This window comes from Phenylobacterium sp. (genome assembly GCF_025934275.1).
Lineage (GTDB): Bacteria > Pseudomonadota > Alphaproteobacteria > Caulobacterales > Caulobacteraceae > Phenylobacterium.
The window spans coordinates 127,879-145,008 of record NZ_JAICYI010000001.1 but is presented as its reverse complement, the minus strand read 5'-3'; the positions used below and the strand labels follow the sequence as shown (position 1 = coordinate 145,008).

The 17,130-nt window shown below is 71.3% G+C and carries 16 protein-coding genes; 5 read left to right on the top strand and 11 right to left on the bottom strand.

Going from position 1 to position 17,130, the window contains the following annotated elements; genetic code table 11:
- Nucleotides 1-203: 203 nt before the first annotated feature.
- Nucleotides 204-794, bottom strand: a complete 591-nt coding sequence (locus tag Q0W60_RS00745; RefSeq protein ID WP_297691536.1) for a hypothetical protein — start codon at nucleotides 792-794, stop codon at nucleotides 204-206.
- A 167-nt stretch (nucleotides 795-961) separates the two neighbouring features.
- Between Q0W60_RS00745 and coaBC the strand changes: the two genes are divergently transcribed.
- Nucleotides 962-2,149 carry a bifunctional phosphopantothenoylcysteine decarboxylase/phosphopantothenate--cysteine ligase CoaBC gene (gene coaBC / locus Q0W60_RS00740; protein WP_297691535.1) on the top strand — a complete coding sequence of 396 codons (1,188 nt, stop codon included), beginning with the start codon at nucleotides 962-964 and terminating at the stop codon, nucleotides 2,147-2,149.
- Entirely contained in the window at nucleotides 2,146-2,601 is a 456-nt protein-coding gene (gene dut / locus Q0W60_RS00735) for a dUTP diphosphatase (RefSeq protein WP_297691533.1), read from the top strand. Before coaBC ends, dut begins: the two co-directional genes overlap by 4 nt.
- Here dut and Q0W60_RS00730 read toward each other — a convergent pair.
- Nucleotides 2,598-3,233, bottom strand: a complete 636-nt coding sequence (locus tag Q0W60_RS00730; RefSeq protein WP_297691531.1) for a beta/gamma crystallin-related protein — start codon at nucleotides 3,231-3,233, stop codon at nucleotides 2,598-2,600. The genes dut and Q0W60_RS00730 overlap by 4 nt on opposite strands.
- Before the next feature lie 175 nt (nucleotides 3,234-3,408).
- Here Q0W60_RS00730 and Q0W60_RS00725 point away from each other — a divergent pair, with 175 nt between their 5' ends.
- Nucleotides 3,409-4,866, top strand: a complete 1,458-nt coding sequence (locus Q0W60_RS00725) for a trypsin-like peptidase domain-containing protein (protein ID WP_297691529.1) — start codon at nucleotides 3,409-3,411, stop codon at nucleotides 4,864-4,866.
- Between the two features lie 61 nt (nucleotides 4,867-4,927).
- Here the strand turns inward: Q0W60_RS00725 and Q0W60_RS00720 are convergent, their stop codons facing one another.
- The 9 genes from Q0W60_RS00720 to Q0W60_RS00680 form a co-directional block, all read right to left on the bottom strand.
- Nucleotides 4,928-6,286 carry an MFS transporter gene (locus tag Q0W60_RS00720; RefSeq protein WP_297691526.1) on the bottom strand — a complete coding sequence of 453 codons (1,359 nt, stop codon included), beginning with the start codon at nucleotides 6,284-6,286 and terminating at the stop codon, nucleotides 4,928-4,930.
- Between the two features lie 97 nt (nucleotides 6,287-6,383).
- Nucleotides 6,384-7,577, bottom strand: coding sequence for a hypothetical protein (locus tag Q0W60_RS00715; protein WP_297691524.1), 1,194 nt, complete (start codon nucleotides 7,575-7,577; stop codon nucleotides 6,384-6,386).
- An 8-nt stretch (nucleotides 7,578-7,585) separates the two neighbouring features.
- A complete protein-coding gene (locus Q0W60_RS00710; RefSeq protein WP_297691522.1) occupies nucleotides 7,586-8,995 on the bottom strand; it encodes an MBOAT family O-acyltransferase in 1,410 nt (469 codons plus the stop codon).
- Nucleotides 8,996-9,002: 7 nt separating this feature from the next.
- Nucleotides 9,003-10,457, bottom strand: coding sequence for an amidase family protein (locus Q0W60_RS00705; RefSeq protein WP_297691520.1), 1,455 nt, complete (start codon nucleotides 10,455-10,457; stop codon nucleotides 9,003-9,005).
- 3 nt (nucleotides 10,458-10,460) lie between these two features.
- Entirely contained in the window at nucleotides 10,461-11,240 is a 780-nt protein-coding gene (gene dapB, locus Q0W60_RS00700; RefSeq protein WP_297691589.1) for a 4-hydroxy-tetrahydrodipicolinate reductase, read from the bottom strand.
- Nucleotides 11,241-11,309: 69 nt separating this feature from the next.
- Nucleotides 11,310-11,969 (bottom strand): glutathione S-transferase family protein, encoded by a 660-nt coding sequence (locus tag Q0W60_RS00695; protein WP_297691518.1) that lies wholly within the window; start codon nucleotides 11,967-11,969, stop codon nucleotides 11,310-11,312.
- Nucleotides 11,970-11,998: 29 nt separating this feature from the next.
- Nucleotides 11,999-12,472 (bottom strand): SRPBCC family protein, encoded by a 474-nt coding sequence (locus tag Q0W60_RS00690; protein WP_297691516.1) that lies wholly within the window; start codon nucleotides 12,470-12,472, stop codon nucleotides 11,999-12,001.
- Complete coding sequence (locus Q0W60_RS00685) at nucleotides 12,469-12,789, bottom strand: metalloregulator ArsR/SmtB family transcription factor (protein ID WP_297691514.1); 321 nt, start codon at nucleotides 12,787-12,789, stop codon at nucleotides 12,469-12,471. The genes Q0W60_RS00690 and Q0W60_RS00685 overlap by 4 nt, the downstream gene beginning before the upstream one ends.
- A 142-nt stretch (nucleotides 12,790-12,931) precedes the next feature.
- Entirely contained in the window at nucleotides 12,932-13,723 is a 792-nt protein-coding gene (locus Q0W60_RS00680) for a CPBP family intramembrane glutamic endopeptidase (RefSeq protein ID WP_297691512.1), read from the bottom strand.
- Nucleotides 13,724-13,993: 270 nt separating this feature from the next.
- Here Q0W60_RS00680 and Q0W60_RS00675 point away from each other — a divergent pair, with 270 nt between their 5' ends.
- Both Q0W60_RS00675 and Q0W60_RS00670 read left to right on the top strand, forming a co-directional pair.
- Entirely contained in the window at nucleotides 13,994-14,602 is a 609-nt protein-coding gene (locus tag Q0W60_RS00675; RefSeq protein WP_297691510.1) for a TetR/AcrR family transcriptional regulator, read from the top strand.
- Between the two features lie 119 nt (nucleotides 14,603-14,721).
- Nucleotides 14,722-17,010, top strand: a complete 2,289-nt coding sequence (locus Q0W60_RS00670; protein ID WP_297691508.1) for an NADP-dependent malic enzyme — start codon at nucleotides 14,722-14,724, stop codon at nucleotides 17,008-17,010.
- Nucleotides 17,011-17,130: the final 120 nt, after the last annotated feature.

Below are 17,130 nucleotides of genomic sequence, written 5' to 3'. Positions count from 1 at the left end.
CGCGGGTCGTGCCGGTTGCTACCACGCACCACACGAAAGGCGCTCCGGAACCGCGGAAATGCGCGGAATGTGGCGCGGCCGCGGCCAACCGTAACGATCGCGCCACGGGCTTGATCGATTAAGACCCCTCGGCGCCTCGGATCATCCCTGTTTTTCGCGTCCTTCCGCGTTTTCCGCGGTTCGCCTTTCGAGTCTGCCGCAGCCTAGGCCTCGTCGTCGGCGGCGCGGCGGGAGCGGTGATCGGACCGGGCGGTCTGGGACTTGGACTCCCGGTCCTTCTGCTGCTGCCAGTACGCCATGCCGTCGTCCGGCTTGAACATGGTGCGCGGCGCGCCCTCCTTGCTGGCGACGGCGAACACGTTGCCCTTCGGATCGTAGAACAGGATGTCGCCGTTGGCGCGGGTGAGCGTCAGCGTGCCGGCCGGCGGATGGTCGACGAAGTCGTGCGCCTTGCGGATGAACTGCGCTTCGGTGCGGGCGCCGAACGCAGCCCCGTTGCGCTCGAACGCGCGCTGGGCGTTGTCTTCGGCCGAATAGCGGCGCGAGGCTGCCCACAGCGGCTTGCCCTCGACGAGCTTGACCTCGTCCTTGCGGTGGTCGACGCCGGCATCGCCCCGGTCGCGGCTCGCATAGGCGGCGCGGCGGTAATCCGGGCCGCCGGAGGGGGCGGCGGGCGCGGCCTGATCGGCCGTCGCAGCGGCGTGCACGGCCGACGGGCCGTTGTCGCAGGCGCCCAGCAGCGCCGCCGCCGAAATCGAGAGCGCCAATCCGAGCGCCGTCTTCACCCCAGCCATCGTGTTCTTCTCCTGATACAGCGAAGCTTTGGAACAAACTAAGAACAGAGAACGACGGCCTTGTCGAGTCAATTTTCGAAGGAGGCCTCGCGGGGTCTCGGGCGATTTGTCGGCGCCCGGGGTTCTGGCGTAAAGCGGGCGCGCGACAACGCAGGGGCCAGCAAGCCTTGGACCAGAAGCGAATCCTCCTGATCGTCGGCGGCGGGATCGCGGCCTACAAGGCGCTCGAACTCGTCCGGCTGCTGAGAAAGGCGGGGATCGCCGTCCGGCCGATCCTCACCCGGGCCGGGGCGCAGTTCGTGACGCCCCTGTCGCTTTCGGCGCTCTGCGAGGACAAGGTCTACGCCGAGCTCTTCTCCCTGACCGACGAGGCGGAGATGGGCCACATCGAGCTCTCCCGCCAGGCCGACCTGGTGGTGGTCGCGCCGGCCACGGCCGACCTGATGGCCAAGGCCGCCAACGGCCTGGCCGACGACCTCGCCTCGACGGCGCTGCTGGCCACCGACAAGCCGGTCGTGATGGCGCCGGCGATGAACGTGCGGATGTGGCGGCATCCGGCGACGCGGCGGAATTTCGACCGGCTGCGGGCCGACGGCGTCGCCTTCGTGGGACCCGAGGAGGGGGCCATGGCCTGCGGCGAGTACGGGCCCGGGCGCATGGCCGAGCCGCTGGCGATCTTCGAGGCCGTGGCGGCGGCGCTCTCCTCCGGCCGCCCGCTGGCCGGCAAGCGGGCCATCGTCACCGCGGGGCCGACCGCCGAGCCGATCGATCCGGTGCGGGTGATCACCAACCGCTCGTCCGGTAAGCAGGGCTATGCGATCGCGGGGGCTCTGGCGGCGCTGGGAGCGGACGTCGTGCTGGTGAGCGGACCCACCGCGCTGGCCGCCCCCGCGGGCGTCAGCCGGGTGGAGGTGGAGACCGCGCGAGAGATGCTCGAGGCCTGCGAGGCGGCGCTGCCGGCCGAGATCGCGGTCTGCGTGGCCGCCGTGGCGGACTGGCGCCCGGAAAGCTGCGGGACGCGCAAGATCAAGAAGGGCGCCGCCGGCCCGCCGCCGATCGCGCTCGTCGAGAACCCCGACATCTTGGCGACGCTGTCGAGGGCCGAGCGGCGGCCGCGGCTGGTGGTCGGCTTCGCGGCCGAGACCGACGACGTGGAGGCCAACGCCAAGGCGAAGCTGCAGAAGAAGGGCTGCGACTGGATCGTCGCCAACGACGTCAGCGTCGAGGGGACCATGGGCGGCGAGGCGAACGCGGTGGCGATCGTCAGCGCCGCCGGGATCGAGCGCTGGGAGCGCGCGCCCAAGGCCGAGGTGGCCCGCCGGCTCGCCCGGAAGATCGCCGAGGCGCTGCCGTGACGCCGCCGATCCCGGTGCGCCGGCTGGCGCACAATCCGGACCTGCCGCTGCCCGCCTACGAGACCGCGCATGCGGCCGGCATGGACCTGCGGGCCGCGGTGCCGGAGGCGGAGCCCATCGTGCTGCGGCCCGGCTCGCGGATCGCCGTGCCCACCGGCCTCGCCATCGCCCTGCCGGAGGGCTTCGAGGGCCAGGTGAGGCCGCGCTCCGGCCTGGCGCTGCGCCACGGGATCACCCAGCTCAACACGCCCGGCACGATCGACGCGGATTATCGCGGCGAGGTGATGGTGATCCTGATCAACCTCGGCGAGGAAGACTTCACCATCCGGCGCGGCGACCGCATCGCCCAGCTGGTGATCGCCCCGGTCGTACAGGCCGCCTGGCGCGAGGTGGAGAGCCTGGGCGAGACCGTCCGCGGCGGCGGCGGTTTCGGCTCGACCGGCCGCGGCTAGCCCGCGGGGCGCATGGAGGAGATGGCGCCCCGCATGCCGATGGCGCGGACATCGCCGAGGCTGCGCGAGACGGTGACGCAGCGGCCGCGGTAGCCGGCGTCGGTGCAGACCAGCCAGGGGCCGGAGCCGGGCGGCAGGCGGATCGAGCCGACGCGGTCGTTGAGGCCCGTATAGCCCAGATCGGGCGTGGCGCCTTGGACGCGGATCGGCGCGCCGCGGAAGCCCGGCCCTGGATAGATGTCCGCCGACCAGCGGGCGGCCCGGCGGTCCTCGGCCCGTCGGCGCTCATAGCGGCGCGGGCTTTCAGCATAGCCGGGGCCGGGGCCCGGCCCGGTGTAGAAGCCGGGTGGCTTGGCCTCCACCCTGGGTGGAGCTCCGCCGCCCGGGCCGATGCAGGAGAGCGCGCCGCCCGCATCGACGTAGATCGGCGTCGAGCAGCTCGCCACATTGATCGACGAGGGCCCCGAGCCGTGCGGGCCTTGGCAGACGGCGCTCAGGAACTGGCCGTTCATGCGGATGTCGCGACATTGGTTGCGATAGGGTCCGGGCGGCGCGCCGTAGGGCTGCGCGAGCGCCGCAGGCGCGGCGGCGGCGAGGCCGGCGAGGCCGGCCAGGAAATGGATGGTCCGCATGGCGGGCTCCCCGGTGGGTGGCGATGATCCCCTAACGCGCGAACCCTGTGCCGGGGCTGTCCGACGACGGCGGTCAATCTACGGCCACGTTTGCGTCGAACGCTGGCCCTAACTATATCGTATCGCGATGCTTTTGGGGCCGCCGCGCAGACGCCCGCAGATCAACGGTAGAGAGATGACACGGAAGGAATTGGCTTATGCCGGCGCAGCCGGCGCTCTGGCCGCGGTCCTCACGACCGCGGGATCGCAACTGGCGGTCGCCCAGGAAGGGGCGCACGCGGTGAACCCCGCGCCCATGGCCCCGCCCGCGGGCGTCGCCCCCGGCTCGTTCGCCGACATCATCCAGCGGGTTGCCCCGGCGGTGGTGGCGATCGAGGTCGAGCAGAAGGCGCCGCTGCAGTCGGCGATGATCCAGGGCGAGGACCCGCTGGGCGAGCTTCGGCGGATGTTCCCCGGCCTGCCGGGCTTACCCGAAATGCCCAGGCCCGGCCCGATCCACGGCGCGGGCTCCGGCTTCTTCGTCTCGCCGGACGGCTACATCGTCACCAACAACCACGTGGTCGAGGGCGCGCAGAAGATCACCGTGCGCACGGCCGACAACCGCACCCTCTCCGCCCGGGTGATCGGCCGCGATCCGGCCACGGACCTCGCGGTCGTGAAGGTGGAGGGCCGGGGCTTTCCGTACGTGAACTTCGAGGACCGGGCGCGGCCCCGGGTCGGCGATTGGGTGGTGGCGGTGGGCAATCCCTTCGGCCTCTCCGGCACGGCGACGGCGGGGATCGTCTCGTCGCTGAAGCGGCCGAACATCTCGGGCTCGAGCTACGTCGACTACCTGCAGATCGACGCGCCGATCAACCGCGGCAACTCGGGCGGCCCGACCTTCGACGTCTATGGCCGTGTGGTGGGCGTCAACTCGGCGATTTTCACCCCCTCCGGCGGCTCGGTTGGCATCGGCTTCGACATCCCGGCCGACGTCGCCGACCGGGTGGTCAAGCAGTTGATCTCCGAGGGCAGGGTCGTGCGCGGCTTCATCGGCGCGACGGTGCAGGACGTCACCCCTGAGATCGCCCAGAGCCTGGGCGTGCGGGCCCACGACGGCGCGCTGGTGGCGGAGGTCACGCCCGGCGGGCCCAGCGACCGCGCGGGGCTGAAGATGGGCGACCTGATCGAGCGCGTCGACGGCCGGCCGATCGAGTCCGCCGCCGGGCTCACCCGTTCGGTCGCGGTGATCCATCCGGGCCAGGTGCTGCGGCTTCAGGTCCGGCGCGACGGCCATCCCGTGGCGCTGGCGGTGACCGCCGGCGTGCGGCCGGCCGAGACGGAGCTGGCGAACGCGGCCGCGCCGGACGGCGCCGCGCACGCCGCCCCCGGCACGCTCGGCCTTATGATCGCGCCCAATCCCGGCGGCGGAGCCCGCATCGAGCAGGTGGACCCGGCCTCCGACGCCGCCCGCAAGGGCCTTCGCCCCGGCGACGTGATCCAGTCGATCAACGGCCGGCGCATCGCTTCGAGCGGCGACGTGGCCGCCGCCATGCAGGCGGTGCGCGCCGAGCACCGCGGCGAGGTGCTGCTGCTGGTCGAGCGCGACGGCCGCCACATCTACGTCCCGGTGAAGCCGATCGGCGCGGGCTAGGCTCAGCCGCGAGGGGTCGCGGCGCGGCGGACGTGGTCACGCCGGAAGACGGATCTGGGCCTCAGCCGGCGACCACGGGCAGGGACTCCGCAATGGGGGAGCGGCCCATCGCCAGGCGAGCCGGCGCGCTCTCGGCCATGAGCATCAGCGCGACCTGACCGACCGAGGCCGCGGCGAGCACGTACCAGGCTGGCGCCAGCGCGCTGCCGGTCACGTGGATCAGCCAGGTGACGACCAGCTGCGTGGTTCCGCCGAAGGCGGCGATCGAAACCGAATAGACCGTGCCGAAGCCGCTGCCGCGGATGGACTTGGGCAGGCTCTCGGCCAAGCCGGCGTAGAAGGATCCGTATATCAGCCCAGACAATCCGCCGAGCGCGGTGACGCCCGCGATCAGCGCAAACGCAGAGCGAGCCTCGGTGATCCACCAGAAGGTCGGCAGGATCGCCACCAGATAAGCCAGATTGCCCCAGACGTTCACTCGCCAGCGGCCGATGCGGTCGGAGAGCCAGCCGCCGAAGAGCACCGCGACGATCCCTGTGATGTTGCCGCCGGTCTCGGCCACGAACCCAACGAGGGCCGGCAAGCGCAGCGTGTCCTGCGCAAAGGTGGCCATGTAGGTGAACACGTACGAACTGATCGTTCCGGCGGCGAGCACCACAAGTCCCAGGACGATGACCCGCCAGGACCTTCGCGCCTGGGCGATGCGCGTCGAGCGGGCCGCAGGCGTCGGCAGCGACGCCTCGGGCCTGTGCAGCGTCTCCGGCAGGCTGGAGCGGAGCCACAAGCCGAACGGCAGGGTGGCGGCGCCCAGCAGGAAGGCGATGCGCCAACCGTAGGCGTCGAGCAGGCTGGCGGGCATCGCGGCGCTGAGGATCACCCCCACCGAGCCCGCCGCGACCAGGGCCAGGCCCTGGCTCGCGCCTTGCCAGGAGACGGTGAGGCCGCGCTTTCCGGGAACGGAGGCTTCGAGCAGGAAGGCGGTGTTGGAGCCGATTTCGCCGCCGAGGGAGAAACCCTGGGCCATGCGGGCCACCACCGCCAGGATCGGGGCGGCGATCCCGATCGCCGAATAGGGGGGAATCAGCGCCATGGCGACGATGGCGGCCCCGATCAGGGTGAAGCACAGCAACATCGCGGGCTTGCGCCCCACGCGGTCCGCGTAGGCCCCGATCACAAGGGCTCCCAACGGGCGGGTGACAAACCCGGCGCCGAAGGTGGCGAGCGACAGCATCAGGCTGGCGTAGGCGTTGCCCGAGGGGAAGAACGCGTGACCGATCTGGATGGCGAAGAAGGCGTAGGTCAGGAAGTCGTAGAACTCGAGCGCGTTTCCGATCGTGGCGGCCGCAATGTGCCTGCGTCTCAGCACGGGGGCGTCGGCGAGGCTCGCCTGCCCCGCGGCCGCCTTGGACCAAACGGACATCGCCGATCTTCCCCCGGATCGCCAGCCGATCCGGCGAACTAGGCTCTGCGGAAGGCGGGCGAGTCAACGCCTCGGCCAACCGGAATGGGGCGCCCGCTTAGCGGGGAACCCCCTTCGGCCGGGCGCCGCGGGGGCGGCACAGGGCCAGCCGCTCCACCGGCATGATCAGGACGTAGTCGGGCGAAAAGGCGCCGATCGCGCCCCAGTCGAAGCCGCAGTCCTCCTCGTGCACCCAGCCGACGCGGGCGAGGCCGGCGTTCAGGAAGAAGCCCGGGAAGTAGTGCTCGGTGTAGGAGTCGCCGATGATCAGCAGGCTCGCGCCCTTGCGCGGCGTCGCGAGGGCGAACGGCGTGTCTTCCTTGGTCGGCAGCACCTTGATCGGGCCGCGCAAGGCGTCCGCCGGCGGCACGACATAGCGGGTGTCGTAATCCGGTTCCGCGCGGGCGGGCAGCCCCGCGAGCCGCGGAAGATCGCCGTCGGTGCGCGTCACCGGCGTCCACGCCGCGCCCTTGGGATCAAGCACCCACTCCGGGTGGCCGGCGGCCGCGACCAGTGCGTTGAAGCCAGCAAGCGCGCCCACCTCGCGCCAGTGGCTGTCCGTGAAGCGGTAGAGGATGGTTCCGGCCTTCGCCGCCCGGAGCGCCGGCCGCAGGTCGATCCCCGGCGCGCCGCAGGCCGCCGCGCCGCGCAGAATGAGGTCGTACTCGGTGGGCGAGAGCGGCGGCAGCGCCCAATCGGGCGCGTATTCCGGATAGATCGCCGCCGGCGACGGCGCGATGGCGAAGATCGGGCGGATGCCGCGCGCGCGGAGCGCCCTGACGGCCTGGCAGACGAACTGCGCGTAGTCGGCGGCGCGCCGGCGATCGGTCTCGCGGCCGGTGGATTCCAGGAGACCCTCGGTCAGGAACATGCGGCCGGCCTTGCCCTCGACGGCGGCGGCGAGCTCGCCCGTCGCACCGGCGTCGGCCGCTTCGGAGTGGCCGGCGATGGCCGCCGCGAGATCGGCCTGACCGGAGACCGCGGCGCGGGCGGCGCGGCCGAACAGGCGGTTGTTCGCGGCGATCATCCCGTCACGGAAGGCGAAGTGGTCGGCGAGGTAGGCGTCGATCCGGCGCGGCAGCCTGGCCCAGTCGGCGAGGCGCTGCGGGCGGGGCGGCGCGCGCGCGAGGAGGCGGTTCTCGACCGGCGACATCGCCTTGAGCGGTCGCAGCGGGATCGCGACCACCGGGACCAGCAGCATGGCCAGCAAGGCCAGCGCCAGGCCGCGGCGAGGGCGGGTGAGAAGCGCCATCCCGCGGCTCAGAACCGGAAGTAGAGGAACGGGCTGTAGGTGCCGGCGGCGATCCGCAACAGGGAGGCGCCGAGCAGGACGAGGCTCGCGGCGTTGTCTCCCCAGGCGAGCGCCGGCCCGAGCCGCAGGCGCGGGAGGCGCCGGCGCGGCAGGCCGAAGACCGCAAGCAGGCCGCCGATCGCGAACGCCCAGAGCTGCTGCTTGCGGAAGGCGAGCGCCATGGTCGCACCGAAGCCGCCGGTCCCGTTCAGCCCGACGAGGCCGCGCCAGACCTCCACCGCCTGGCTCATGTGCGGCGCCCGGAACAGCACCCATCCGAGGACCACGATGATCAGGGCGTAGGCCCAGGCGGCGGGCGGCGGCGCCCGGCGCAGCATCGACCCAAGGCCGGCCCGCTCCAGGACCAGGAAGAGGCCGTGCCAGGCGCCCCAGAGCACGAAGGTCCAGCTCGCCCCGTGCCACAGCCCGCAGAGCAGGAAGACCACCACCAGGTTGCGGTAGGTGGCGGCCGCCCCGCTCCGGTTGCCGCCCAGCGGGATGTAGAGGTAATCGCGGAACCAGGTCGACAGGCTGATGTGCCAGCGGCGCCAGAACTCGGTGATCGAGCGCGAGGCGTAGGGCGTGCGGAAGTTCCGCGGCAGGCGGAAGCCGAACACCAGGCCCAGCCCGATCGCCATGGTCGAATAGCCGGCGAAGTCGAAATAGATCTGCAGGGCGTAGGCGAGCGTGCCGGCCCAGGCCTCGAGCAGGTCGGGCCGGGCCGTGCGGTCGAAGCAGGCGTTGGCGAGCGGCGCCAGCGGATCGGCGAGCAGCAGCTTCTGCGCCAGCCCGATGACGAAGATCCGCAGGCCCGCCGAGACGAGCCCGAGACTGTGGCGGCGGACGCGCAGGCGCCGCGCGATGGTCTTGTAGCGGACGATCGGCCCCGCGATCAGCTGTGGGAACAGCGCGATGTAGAGCGCCACCTCCGAGAGCCGCCGATTGGCCGGAAAGCGCCGCCGGAAGGTGTCGATCAGGTACGAGAGGCAGTGGAAGGTGAAGAACGATATGCCGAGCGGCAGCGGGATGTGCGGCGGCTCGAGTGCGACGCCGGCGGGCGCGAGCAGCGGATCCAGGCTGCCGACCACGAAGTCGGCGTATTTGAAGACTCCCAGCACGGCGAGGTTCGCCGCCGCCGCGAGGCCGAGCGCCCACCGCCGCGCCGGGCCCTCGCGCGCATCGATCGCCAGGGCCGCGCCGTAGTTGAACAGCGCCATCGCCGCGATCAGCGGCACGAATCGCGGCTCGCCCCAGGCGTAGAAGACCAGCGAGGCGCCGATCAGGACCGCGTTCTTGGCGCGGATGCCGCGGACCGCGAAGTAGACGGCGAGGCAGGCGGGCAGGAAGAAGAACAGGAAGGTTGGCGACGCAAACAGCACGAGCGGGCTAGGCGGCGGCGAGGGCCGGCGGTGGGGGCGCCCTGAAGCCGCCCACCGCCTCGTCGATCGCCTGGGCGAGCGCGATGGTCCGCGAATCCCCGCCGCGCGGCCCGATCAGCTGGCCGCCGACCGGTAGGCCCGAAGGCGTGCGGCCGGTCGGAATCGCGGTCGCCGGCAGGTGCAGGGCGGTGGCCAGCGAGATCCAGCACAGCATGGAGGTGTAGGGGATCGCAGCGCCCGTCGTCAGCCTGAGGCTCCGCTTCTCGAACGGCCGGTGATCGTGCGGGAAGGCCGCAACCGGCGCGATCGGCGCGAGGATGGCGTCGACCCGCTCGAAGCTTCCCTCGATGTCGTGGCGCAGACGGCAGCGCACCGCGTCGGCCTCCATCCACTCGCGGTGGGTGGCGGTGTAGGCGAGCGCCATGGCCGAGGTGGAGAGCGGGTGGGCGCCGCGCTTCATGGCCATCCGCGCGAACGGGCGCATCAACTCCATCCGCCGCAGCATCGCCGGCGGCAGGTCCTCCGACAGCACGGCGCCCAGCAACAGCTGGTAGGCGCCAAGCAGCGCGCGGGCGTCGACGGGACAGGGGATCGGCGTGACCTCCGCGCCCTGGGCCGCGAGTTCGCCCGCGAACCGCTCGAGGACGGCGCGCACCTCGGGATCGAGCGGGAACGAGGGCTCGTCCAGCCACAGCCCGATGCGCGCGCTCTTGAGCTCGGCCGGCGCAGCCTTGGCGGCCACCGAACCGCTCGCGAGCACCGAGAGCAGCAGCCGCAGGTCGCGGGCGGAGCGGGCCATCGGCCCCACCACGTTGAGGTCGCGTTCGGCCCAGGACCCGGGCTTGGGCGGCACATGGCCGTGCTGGGGAACCAGCCCCCAGGTCGGCTTGTGCGAGAAGACGCCGCAGAAGTTCGCCGGCACGCGCAGCGAGCCGCCGATGTCGGAGCCGATCTCCAGCGACGTGACCTGGGCGGCGAGCGCCGCGGCCGCCCCGCCGGACGAGCCGCCGGGCGTGCGCGACGGGTCCCACGGATTGTTGGTCACGCCATAGAGCGCGTTGAAGGTCTGCCAATCGCCGGCCATCACGGGCGTGTTGGTCTTGCCCCAGATCACCGCGCCCGCCGCCTTGGCGTGGGCCACCGAGGTCGCGTCCTCGGCCTGCCGGCGGCGCAGCATCTCGAGGCCTGAGGAGGCCGCCATCCCGACCACGTCGAAGGTGTCCTTGACGGTCATCGGCAGCCCGGCGAGCGGACCTTGCGTCTCGCCCTTGAGGCGCAGGTCGTCGATCGCCCGGGCCCGCTCCAGCGCGCGCTCCGGATCGGCCATGACCACGGCGTTGAGCCCGGCGTGAAGCTGGTCGTGGCGGGCCAGCGCCGCCTTCAGGAGCTCGGTGGCCGAGACCCGCTTCTGAGCCAGCGCCGCAAGCTGGCCGGTGGCGTCGAGGTCGAGGATGTCGGCCATGGCTCAAGCCTTCTTGGAGAAGCCCAGGACGTCTTGCATGTCATACTGGCCGGGCGGCTGTTTGGACGCCCAGCGAGCGGCGGCGAGCGCGCCCCGGGCGAAGAGGCCGCGGTCGCGGGCGGAGTGGGCGAGCGTGAGGATCTCCTCCTCGCCGGCGAAGATCACCGCGTGCTCGCCGACGAGCCCGCCGCCGCGGATCGCCGCAAAGCCGATCTCGCCCCTGGGCCTCGCGCCAGTGATCCCGTCGCGGCCGCGTTTGGCGACCTTCTGCAGATCGGCGCCGCGCCCCTCCGCGGCCGCTTCGCCCAGCATGAGCGCCGTGCCGGAGGGCGCATCGATCTTGCGCGCATGATGCGCCTCCAGGACCTCGATATCGAACGAGTCCGCCGGCAGGGTCGCGGCGGCCTGGCGGACCAGCCCCAACAGCACATTGACGCCGAGGGCGAAGTTGCCGGCGCTGACGATGGCGACCTTCTGCGCGGCCCGGGCGATGGCGGCGAGCTGGGCGTCCCGGAAGCCGGTCGAGCCGATCACCAGCGCCGGCCCGCCGCGGGCGGCGGCGGCGGCCGCGAGGTCGGCGGAGGCCGCGGCGGTGGAGAAGTCGACGACCACGTCGCAGGCGGCGAGCGCCTCTGCCTGGCTGACCAGGCCGTCGCCGGCTGCGTCGGGCCGGTCAAAGCGGGCGACGAGCGTCAGGTCCGGATCGGCCCCGACCATGTCGGCGACAGTCCGGCCCATGCGGCCCAGCGCGCCGGCCACGGCGATCTTCAGCGGTTGCGGCAGGTGCGCCTCCCCCGGCGAGCGGCTGATCGCCGTGTGTCGCCCGGGGGAGGCGCCAGGGTCAAGCCGAGCCTAGGCCGCCTCGGGCTCGCGGAGGTTCATCAACTTGTGCAGGGTGGTCTTGGCCACGCTGGGCCGCGCGGCCATGCGCTCCAGCCAGGCGAGGAGGGGCGAGCCCGCCATGATGTTGGCGCCCTCCGGAGACTGCGGGAGGAGATCGAGGTGAGCGACGGCCATCAAGTCGGCCAGCGAAACCGCGTCGCCCGCGAAATAGGGCTTGTCGTCCAGGATCTCCTCCAGCGCCCGGATGCAGACCCGCGCTTGGGGAAGGGCCGCGGCCACCGCCGCCTCGTCGACCGGCAGGCCGAAGATCGGCTTGACGATGCGATTGAAGCCGATGGCCGAACTGATCGCGGGCATGACGTACCAGTCGACGATGCCCATCACCTGATTCATGCGGGCCTGGGCCTTGGGCGCCGAGGGGGTGAGACTCGGGCCTTCGAAGGCCTGGTCGATGTAGCGGATGATGGCGTCGGCTTCGTAAAGCCAGAAGCCGTCGTGCTGGATGTAGGGAATGCGGCCGAACGGCATGCGCGCCAGATGCTCGGGCGTCTTGGTCTTGCCGAACTCCATGGCCGAGAGGGTGTAAGGGACGCCCTTCTCCTCGCAGGCGAGCAGCGGCATGCGCACATAGGGGCTTCCGGGGATGCCGTAGACGATCACTTCGGACATGGCTTTCTCCTCTTGTCCGGGGGTGGAACTCAGGATTCGGCGGCGACCTTGAAGGCTTCCAGGATGAGACCCCAGCCGCGGTCCATTCCTGCGCGGGTCGCCGCGGCCGCCTCGCTGTCGCCGAAGCGCTCGAGGTCGCGGTGCGTGAAGTCGATGCGGGTCTCGCCGTCGCCCACCGGGACGAACAGCACCTCGACGTCGGTGTGGAGGTCGGGCTGATAGCCCCACTCGTGGGAGATCTGCCAGTCGAGCAGGAGACGGCGGGGCGGCTCCCACGCCAGCACCGCACCCCACGGCCGCTCGACGCCGTCCGCGTGGACGCCGTACCAGCGGCCGCCGGCCCGCGGCTCGACCACCGCGTCAGTGAGCGGCGAGGGCCCGATGTAATGGGTCTTGGGCCACCACCGGCCGAAGCCTGAGGTGAACACCGCCCAGGCCTTCTCCGGTGTCGCGCGGACCACGAAGCTTTTGCGGATGTCCGCGGGCCTGATGGTCTGGCTCATGGGTTCGTCCCCTCCGGATCCTCGCGCTCGACCTCGGCCTTGAAGGCCTCCAGGGCGGCTTCCCAGAAACGGTCCAGCCAGGCGCGGATCTGGCCGAGGCCCTGGGGATCGATCTGATAGACGCGGCGGGCGCCTTCCGGGCGGTCGGTCACGAGCCCCGCCTCCTTAAGCACCTTCAGGTGCTGCGAGACCGCCGGCCGCGAGACCGGCAGGCCCTGCGCCAGTTCGCCCACCGAGCGCGGTCCCCGGGCGAGGCGCTCGAACACCTCGCGGCGGGTGGGATCGGCCAGGGCGGCGAAGGCGTTCGCGTTAGCCATTGCTTACAGTAAGTACTAACTTACGAATCTGTCAAGCGATCTCACCTCACCGCGAAGCTCTGGCGGCCGCCGCGCGGCCCGTGCGGCCCGGCGGTCACCGCCTGAGTCACGCGAGCCGGGCCAGCGGCGAAGGCGGCCGCGATCAGGCGACCTGGACGAGGGGTCGGGACTCGGCGGCGCTCGCACGGCCCAGAAGCGTCCGCCGGCCGATCGCCGCCACCAGGGCCGCAGCCACATAGGTGGCGGCCAGCCAGGCCAGGACCGAAACCACGGGCCGGCCCGGGGTCGACAAGGCGGTGAGGAAGAGGCAGGTGGAGTTGTAGGAGGCGTGGAAGACCATGCCCGGCAGAAGGCTGCCGTTCGCCCGCAGGAACACCCAACCGATCATCACCGCCAGGGGGATCGCGCCAAGGGTGTATTCGACCGGAATCGCCAGCACCCGCCAATCCGACCTGAACACTCCGGTCCAGAACACCGGTCCGGTGTGCCACAGTCCCCACATGACCCCGACGATCAGGGCCGCCGTGAGCGCGCGGCGGCCGGGCGCCAGCGCGGCCATAGCGTAGCCGCGCCAGCCCGCCTCCTCGGAGACGCCGCCGTTGGCGAGGGCAAGGCCGATCACCACCAGCGCGGCCGACGCCGGTCCCTGCGAAGACAGATGCGCCAGGCCTTGCAGAGCGCCCGACGAGGCGAGGCCCCCCGAAGTCCCGACCACGAAGGCCGCGACATGGGTGTGCCAGGCCCCCAGCGCCGCCAGCGGCGGCGCGTGGCCGGCGGCCGCCTGAAGCCCCACCAGGGTCAAGGCCATCGCCGGCGGAATCAGCGCCGCGATCGCGAACCAGCGCCAGCCCACCCTCGGGTTCAACGATCGACGAAGGAAGCGCGCGAGGCCGTCCCAGCCGCCTTCAAGGCCCACCAGGACGAGCGCCGCCACGGTCGGGCTGTACTGGGCGATCAGCGGCAGGTCCGCCGACAGGTGCGTGCGGAGGATTCCGGCCTGTTGCGCGCCGTACGGAACCCAACCCGCGAGGCCGAGCGCCGTCGCCAGGAGATAGAAGTACGCCGCCCGCCGCCCGCCGCCCGCCTTGCGCCGCTCGTTCCGTCATATCGTCACCCTCCTATTTAAAAAACGAATAGACGTTTTGTTTTAAGTCGTCAAGGTCGGAGGATTGACGGGCAACGCGAACGGCTGTTCGATTTCGCGATGCCGAAGATCTCGGAAGCTCGCAAGTCTGAGCGAAAACGTCAGATCCTGCTCGCCTCCGCCCGCAGGTTCGCCCGCCAGGGCTTCGCGGAGACCACCATCCTGGACATCTGCCGCGAGGCCGGCCTCAGCCCCGGCGCGGTCTACACCTACTTCGACAGCAAGGAGGCGATCATCGCCGCCATGGCCGAGCTGGGAGCTCAGCAGTCGGCGGCGCGCATGGACGCCGCCCGAAGCGGGCTCGACCCGTTGACTAGGCTTCGCATGTTCCTGAGCGAATTCAGCCGGCCCGAGGCGGCCCAGGTCAATCAGTACGACCTCCGCATCTGGGCCGAAGCCATCGGCAATGCGGGCCTGAGGTCGATCTATCTGCGCAGTCGCGCCCAGCTGATCGAGGCGCTCGGAGACATCGCCCAGCCGCTGGCGGCCAGGCGCGGCGTCGATCCCGGATTGCTGGCGGAACTGATCGCCGCAGTGGCGATCGGCAGCGAAGTGCGCAAGGCGATCGAGCCCGAGGCGGACGTGCTGCCGGTGCTGGGCGTTCTGTTCGCGCTCCTCGCCTCGGGGCGACCCACGACGGACGACGGCCCGGCCCAGGCCGACGCCTAGAGCCTATGGGCGCGGCGCCTGCGTCCAGGAGAGGGCTGCGCCGAAGGTTGTTCGATGCGGCGCGGCTCTCTATAGGTGGCGCCCCACCGCAGTCTTGCGCTCGAGGATGCCGCCGCCGGATGAGCGACGCCGAAAAACGCACCTTCACCGACGAGGAGGCCCTCGCCTTCCATCGGTATCCCACGCCGGGGAAGATCGCGATCGCGCCGACCAAGCCGATGGCGACGCAGCGCGACCTGAGCCTCGCCTATTCGCCGGGCGTCGCCGCGCCGGTGCTGGCCATCGCGAAGAATCCCGACGAGGCCTACGACTACACCTCCAAGGGCAACCTGGTGGCGGTGATCTCCAACGGCACCGCCATCCTCGGGCTTGGCAACCTGGGCGCGCTCGCCGCCAAGCCGGTGATGGAAGGCAAGGGCGTGCTGTTCAAGCGGTTCGCCGACGTGGATGCGATGGACATCGAGGTGACCGCCACGGACCCGGACGAGATCATCACCGTGGTCAAGAACATCGGGCTCACCTTCGGCGGCATCAACCTCGAGGACATCAAGAGCCCCGAGTGCTTCCGGATCGAGACCGAGCTGCAGGAGCTGCTGGACATCCCGGTGTTCCACGACGACCAGCACGGCACCGCGATCATCTCGGCGGCCGGCCTGATCAATGCGTGCGAGATCACCGGGCGGAAGCTGCAGGACATCAAGGTCGTCCTCAACGGCCCGGGCGCGGCCGGCATCGCCACGCTCGAGCTGATCAAGGCCATGGGCGTGCCGCACGGCGCCGTGATCGCGGTCGACTCCAAAGGCGTGCTCTACCAGGGCCGCACGGAATCCATGAACCAGTGGAAGAGCGCGCACGCGGCGCCGACCGACAAGCGCACGCTCGCGGAGGCGCTGGTAGGCGCCGACGTGTTCATCGGCCTGTCCGTGAAGGGCGCCCTGACCGGCGAGCTGGTGAAGAAGATGGCCAAGAAGCCGATCATCTTCGCCATGGCCAATCCGGATCCGGAGATCACCCCGGAGGAGGTCTTCGCCGTCCGACCGGACGCGATCGTCGCCACCGGCCGCAGCGACTACCCGAACCAGGTGAACAACGTCCTGGGCTTTCCCTACATCTTCCGCGGCGCGCTCGACGTGCGGGCTCGGCGGGTGAACATGGAGATGAAGATCGCCTGCGCCCAGGCGCTCGCCCAGCTCGCCCGCGAGGATGTGCCCGACGAGGTGGCCGCCGCCTACCACGGGGCGCAGCTCAAGTTCGGCCCCGAATACATCATCCCGACGCCGTTCGACCCCAGGCTGATCTGGTACATCCCGCCCTACGTCGCGAAGGCGGCGATGGACACCGGCGTCGCCCGCAAGCCGATCGAGGACATGGACGCCTACCGGGCGTCGCTGGCGCAGCGGCTCGATCCGACCGCGGCCTTCCTGCAGAAGCTGCAGGGCGCGGTGCTGGCCGCGCCCAAGAAGCGCATCGTCTTCGCCGAGGGTGAAGAGCCGTCGGTGATCCGTGCGGCCTACGCCTTCCAGTCGGGCGGGCTGGGAGACGCCATCCTCGTCGGCCGCGAGGAGCTGGTGCACGAGAACATGCGGCTCGTGGGGCTCGATCCCGTCGAGGTGAGGCTGGAGATCATCAACGCCCGGCTGTCGCCCTGGAACGCCGCCTTCGTGGACTACCTCTACGAGCGCCTGCAGCGGGAGGGATATCTCAAGCGCGACGTGCAGCGGCTGATCAACCAGGACCGCAACTCGTTCGGCGCCTCGATGGTGGCGCTAGGCCACGCCGACGGCATGGTGACCGGCGTCACCCGCGCCTTCGACCAGGCCCTCGAGGAGGTCCTGCGGGTCATCGATCCGGCGCCGGGCGGACGGGTGCTCGGGATGAGCGTGGTGCTGGCGCGCGGGCGGACCATCTTCATCGCCGACACCAACGTCACCGAGATGCCGGAAGCTTCCGACCTGGTGGAGATCGCCTGCGAAGCGGCGCGCGCTGTGCGCACCCTGGGCTACACGCCACGGCTCGCGTTCATGAGCTACTCGGCGTTCGGCAACCCGATGGGCGATCGCTCGGAGCGGGTGCGCGAGGCGGTGGCGATCCTCGACCATGCCGAGGGCGTCGACTTCGAGTACGAGGGCGAGATGCCGCCGGAGCTGGCCCTGGAGCCGGAGCGGCGCGGCAACTACCCGTTCATGCGGCTCTCCGGCCCCGCCAATGTGCTGATCATGCCGGCCATCCATTCGGCGACGATCTCGACGCAGCTCATCCAGTCGCTGGGCGGGGCGATGGTGATCGGCCCGATCCTGCTCGGCCTGGAGCGGCCGGTGCAGATCTGTCCGCTATCGGCCTCGGTCTCCAAGATCCTGCAGATGGCCACCGTCTGCGCCCACGAGCGCCCGCTGGCGGAGGCGGAGTAGCGAAGTTCCTCCCCCGCAGCGGAGGTGGCGCAGAGCGCCGGAGGGGGTTTCACTCGCCAGCTTGCAGCTGCGCCTTCTGAGCGGAAACCCTCTCAGTCCCTCCAGGACAGCTCCCCCCGG

Bases quoted from the DNA above. Each gene is read 5' to 3' on its own strand.
- Q0W60_RS00685 (WP_297691514.1), bottom strand. From the start codon at position 12,789: ATGGCTAACGCGAACGCCTTCGCCGCCCTGGCCGATCCCACCCGCCGC.
- Q0W60_RS00720 (WP_297691526.1), bottom strand. From the start codon at position 6,286: ATGTCCGTTTGGTCCAAGGCGGCCGCGGGGCAGGCGAGCCTCGCCGAC.
- Q0W60_RS00705 (WP_297691520.1), bottom strand. From the start codon at position 10,457: ATGGCCGACATCCTCGACCTCGACGCCACCGGCCAGCTTGCGGCGCTG.
- Q0W60_RS00670 (WP_297691508.1), top strand. From the start codon at position 14,722: ATGAGCGACGCCGAAAAACGCACCTTCACCGACGAGGAGGCCCTCGCC.
- Q0W60_RS00715 (WP_297691524.1), bottom strand. From the start codon at position 7,577: ATGGCGCTTCTCACCCGCCCTCGCCGCGGCCTGGCGCTGGCCTTGCTG.
- Q0W60_RS00730 (WP_297691531.1), bottom strand. From the start codon at position 3,233: ATGCGGACCATCCATTTCCTGGCCGGCCTCGCCGGCCTCGCCGCCGCC.
- Q0W60_RS00690 (WP_297691516.1), bottom strand. From the start codon at position 12,472: ATGAGCCAGACCATCAGGCCCGCGGACATCCGCAAAAGCTTCGTGGTC.
- Q0W60_RS00675 (WP_297691510.1), top strand. From the start codon at position 13,994: ATGCCGAAGATCTCGGAAGCTCGCAAGTCTGAGCGAAAACGTCAGATC.
- Q0W60_RS00745 (WP_297691536.1), bottom strand. From the start codon at position 794: ATGGCTGGGGTGAAGACGGCGCTCGGATTGGCGCTCTCGATTTCGGCG.
- Q0W60_RS00695 (WP_297691518.1), bottom strand. From the start codon at position 11,969: ATGTCCGAAGTGATCGTCTACGGCATCCCCGGAAGCCCCTATGTGCGC.
- Q0W60_RS00725 (WP_297691529.1), top strand. From the start codon at position 3,409: ATGACACGGAAGGAATTGGCTTATGCCGGCGCAGCCGGCGCTCTGGCC.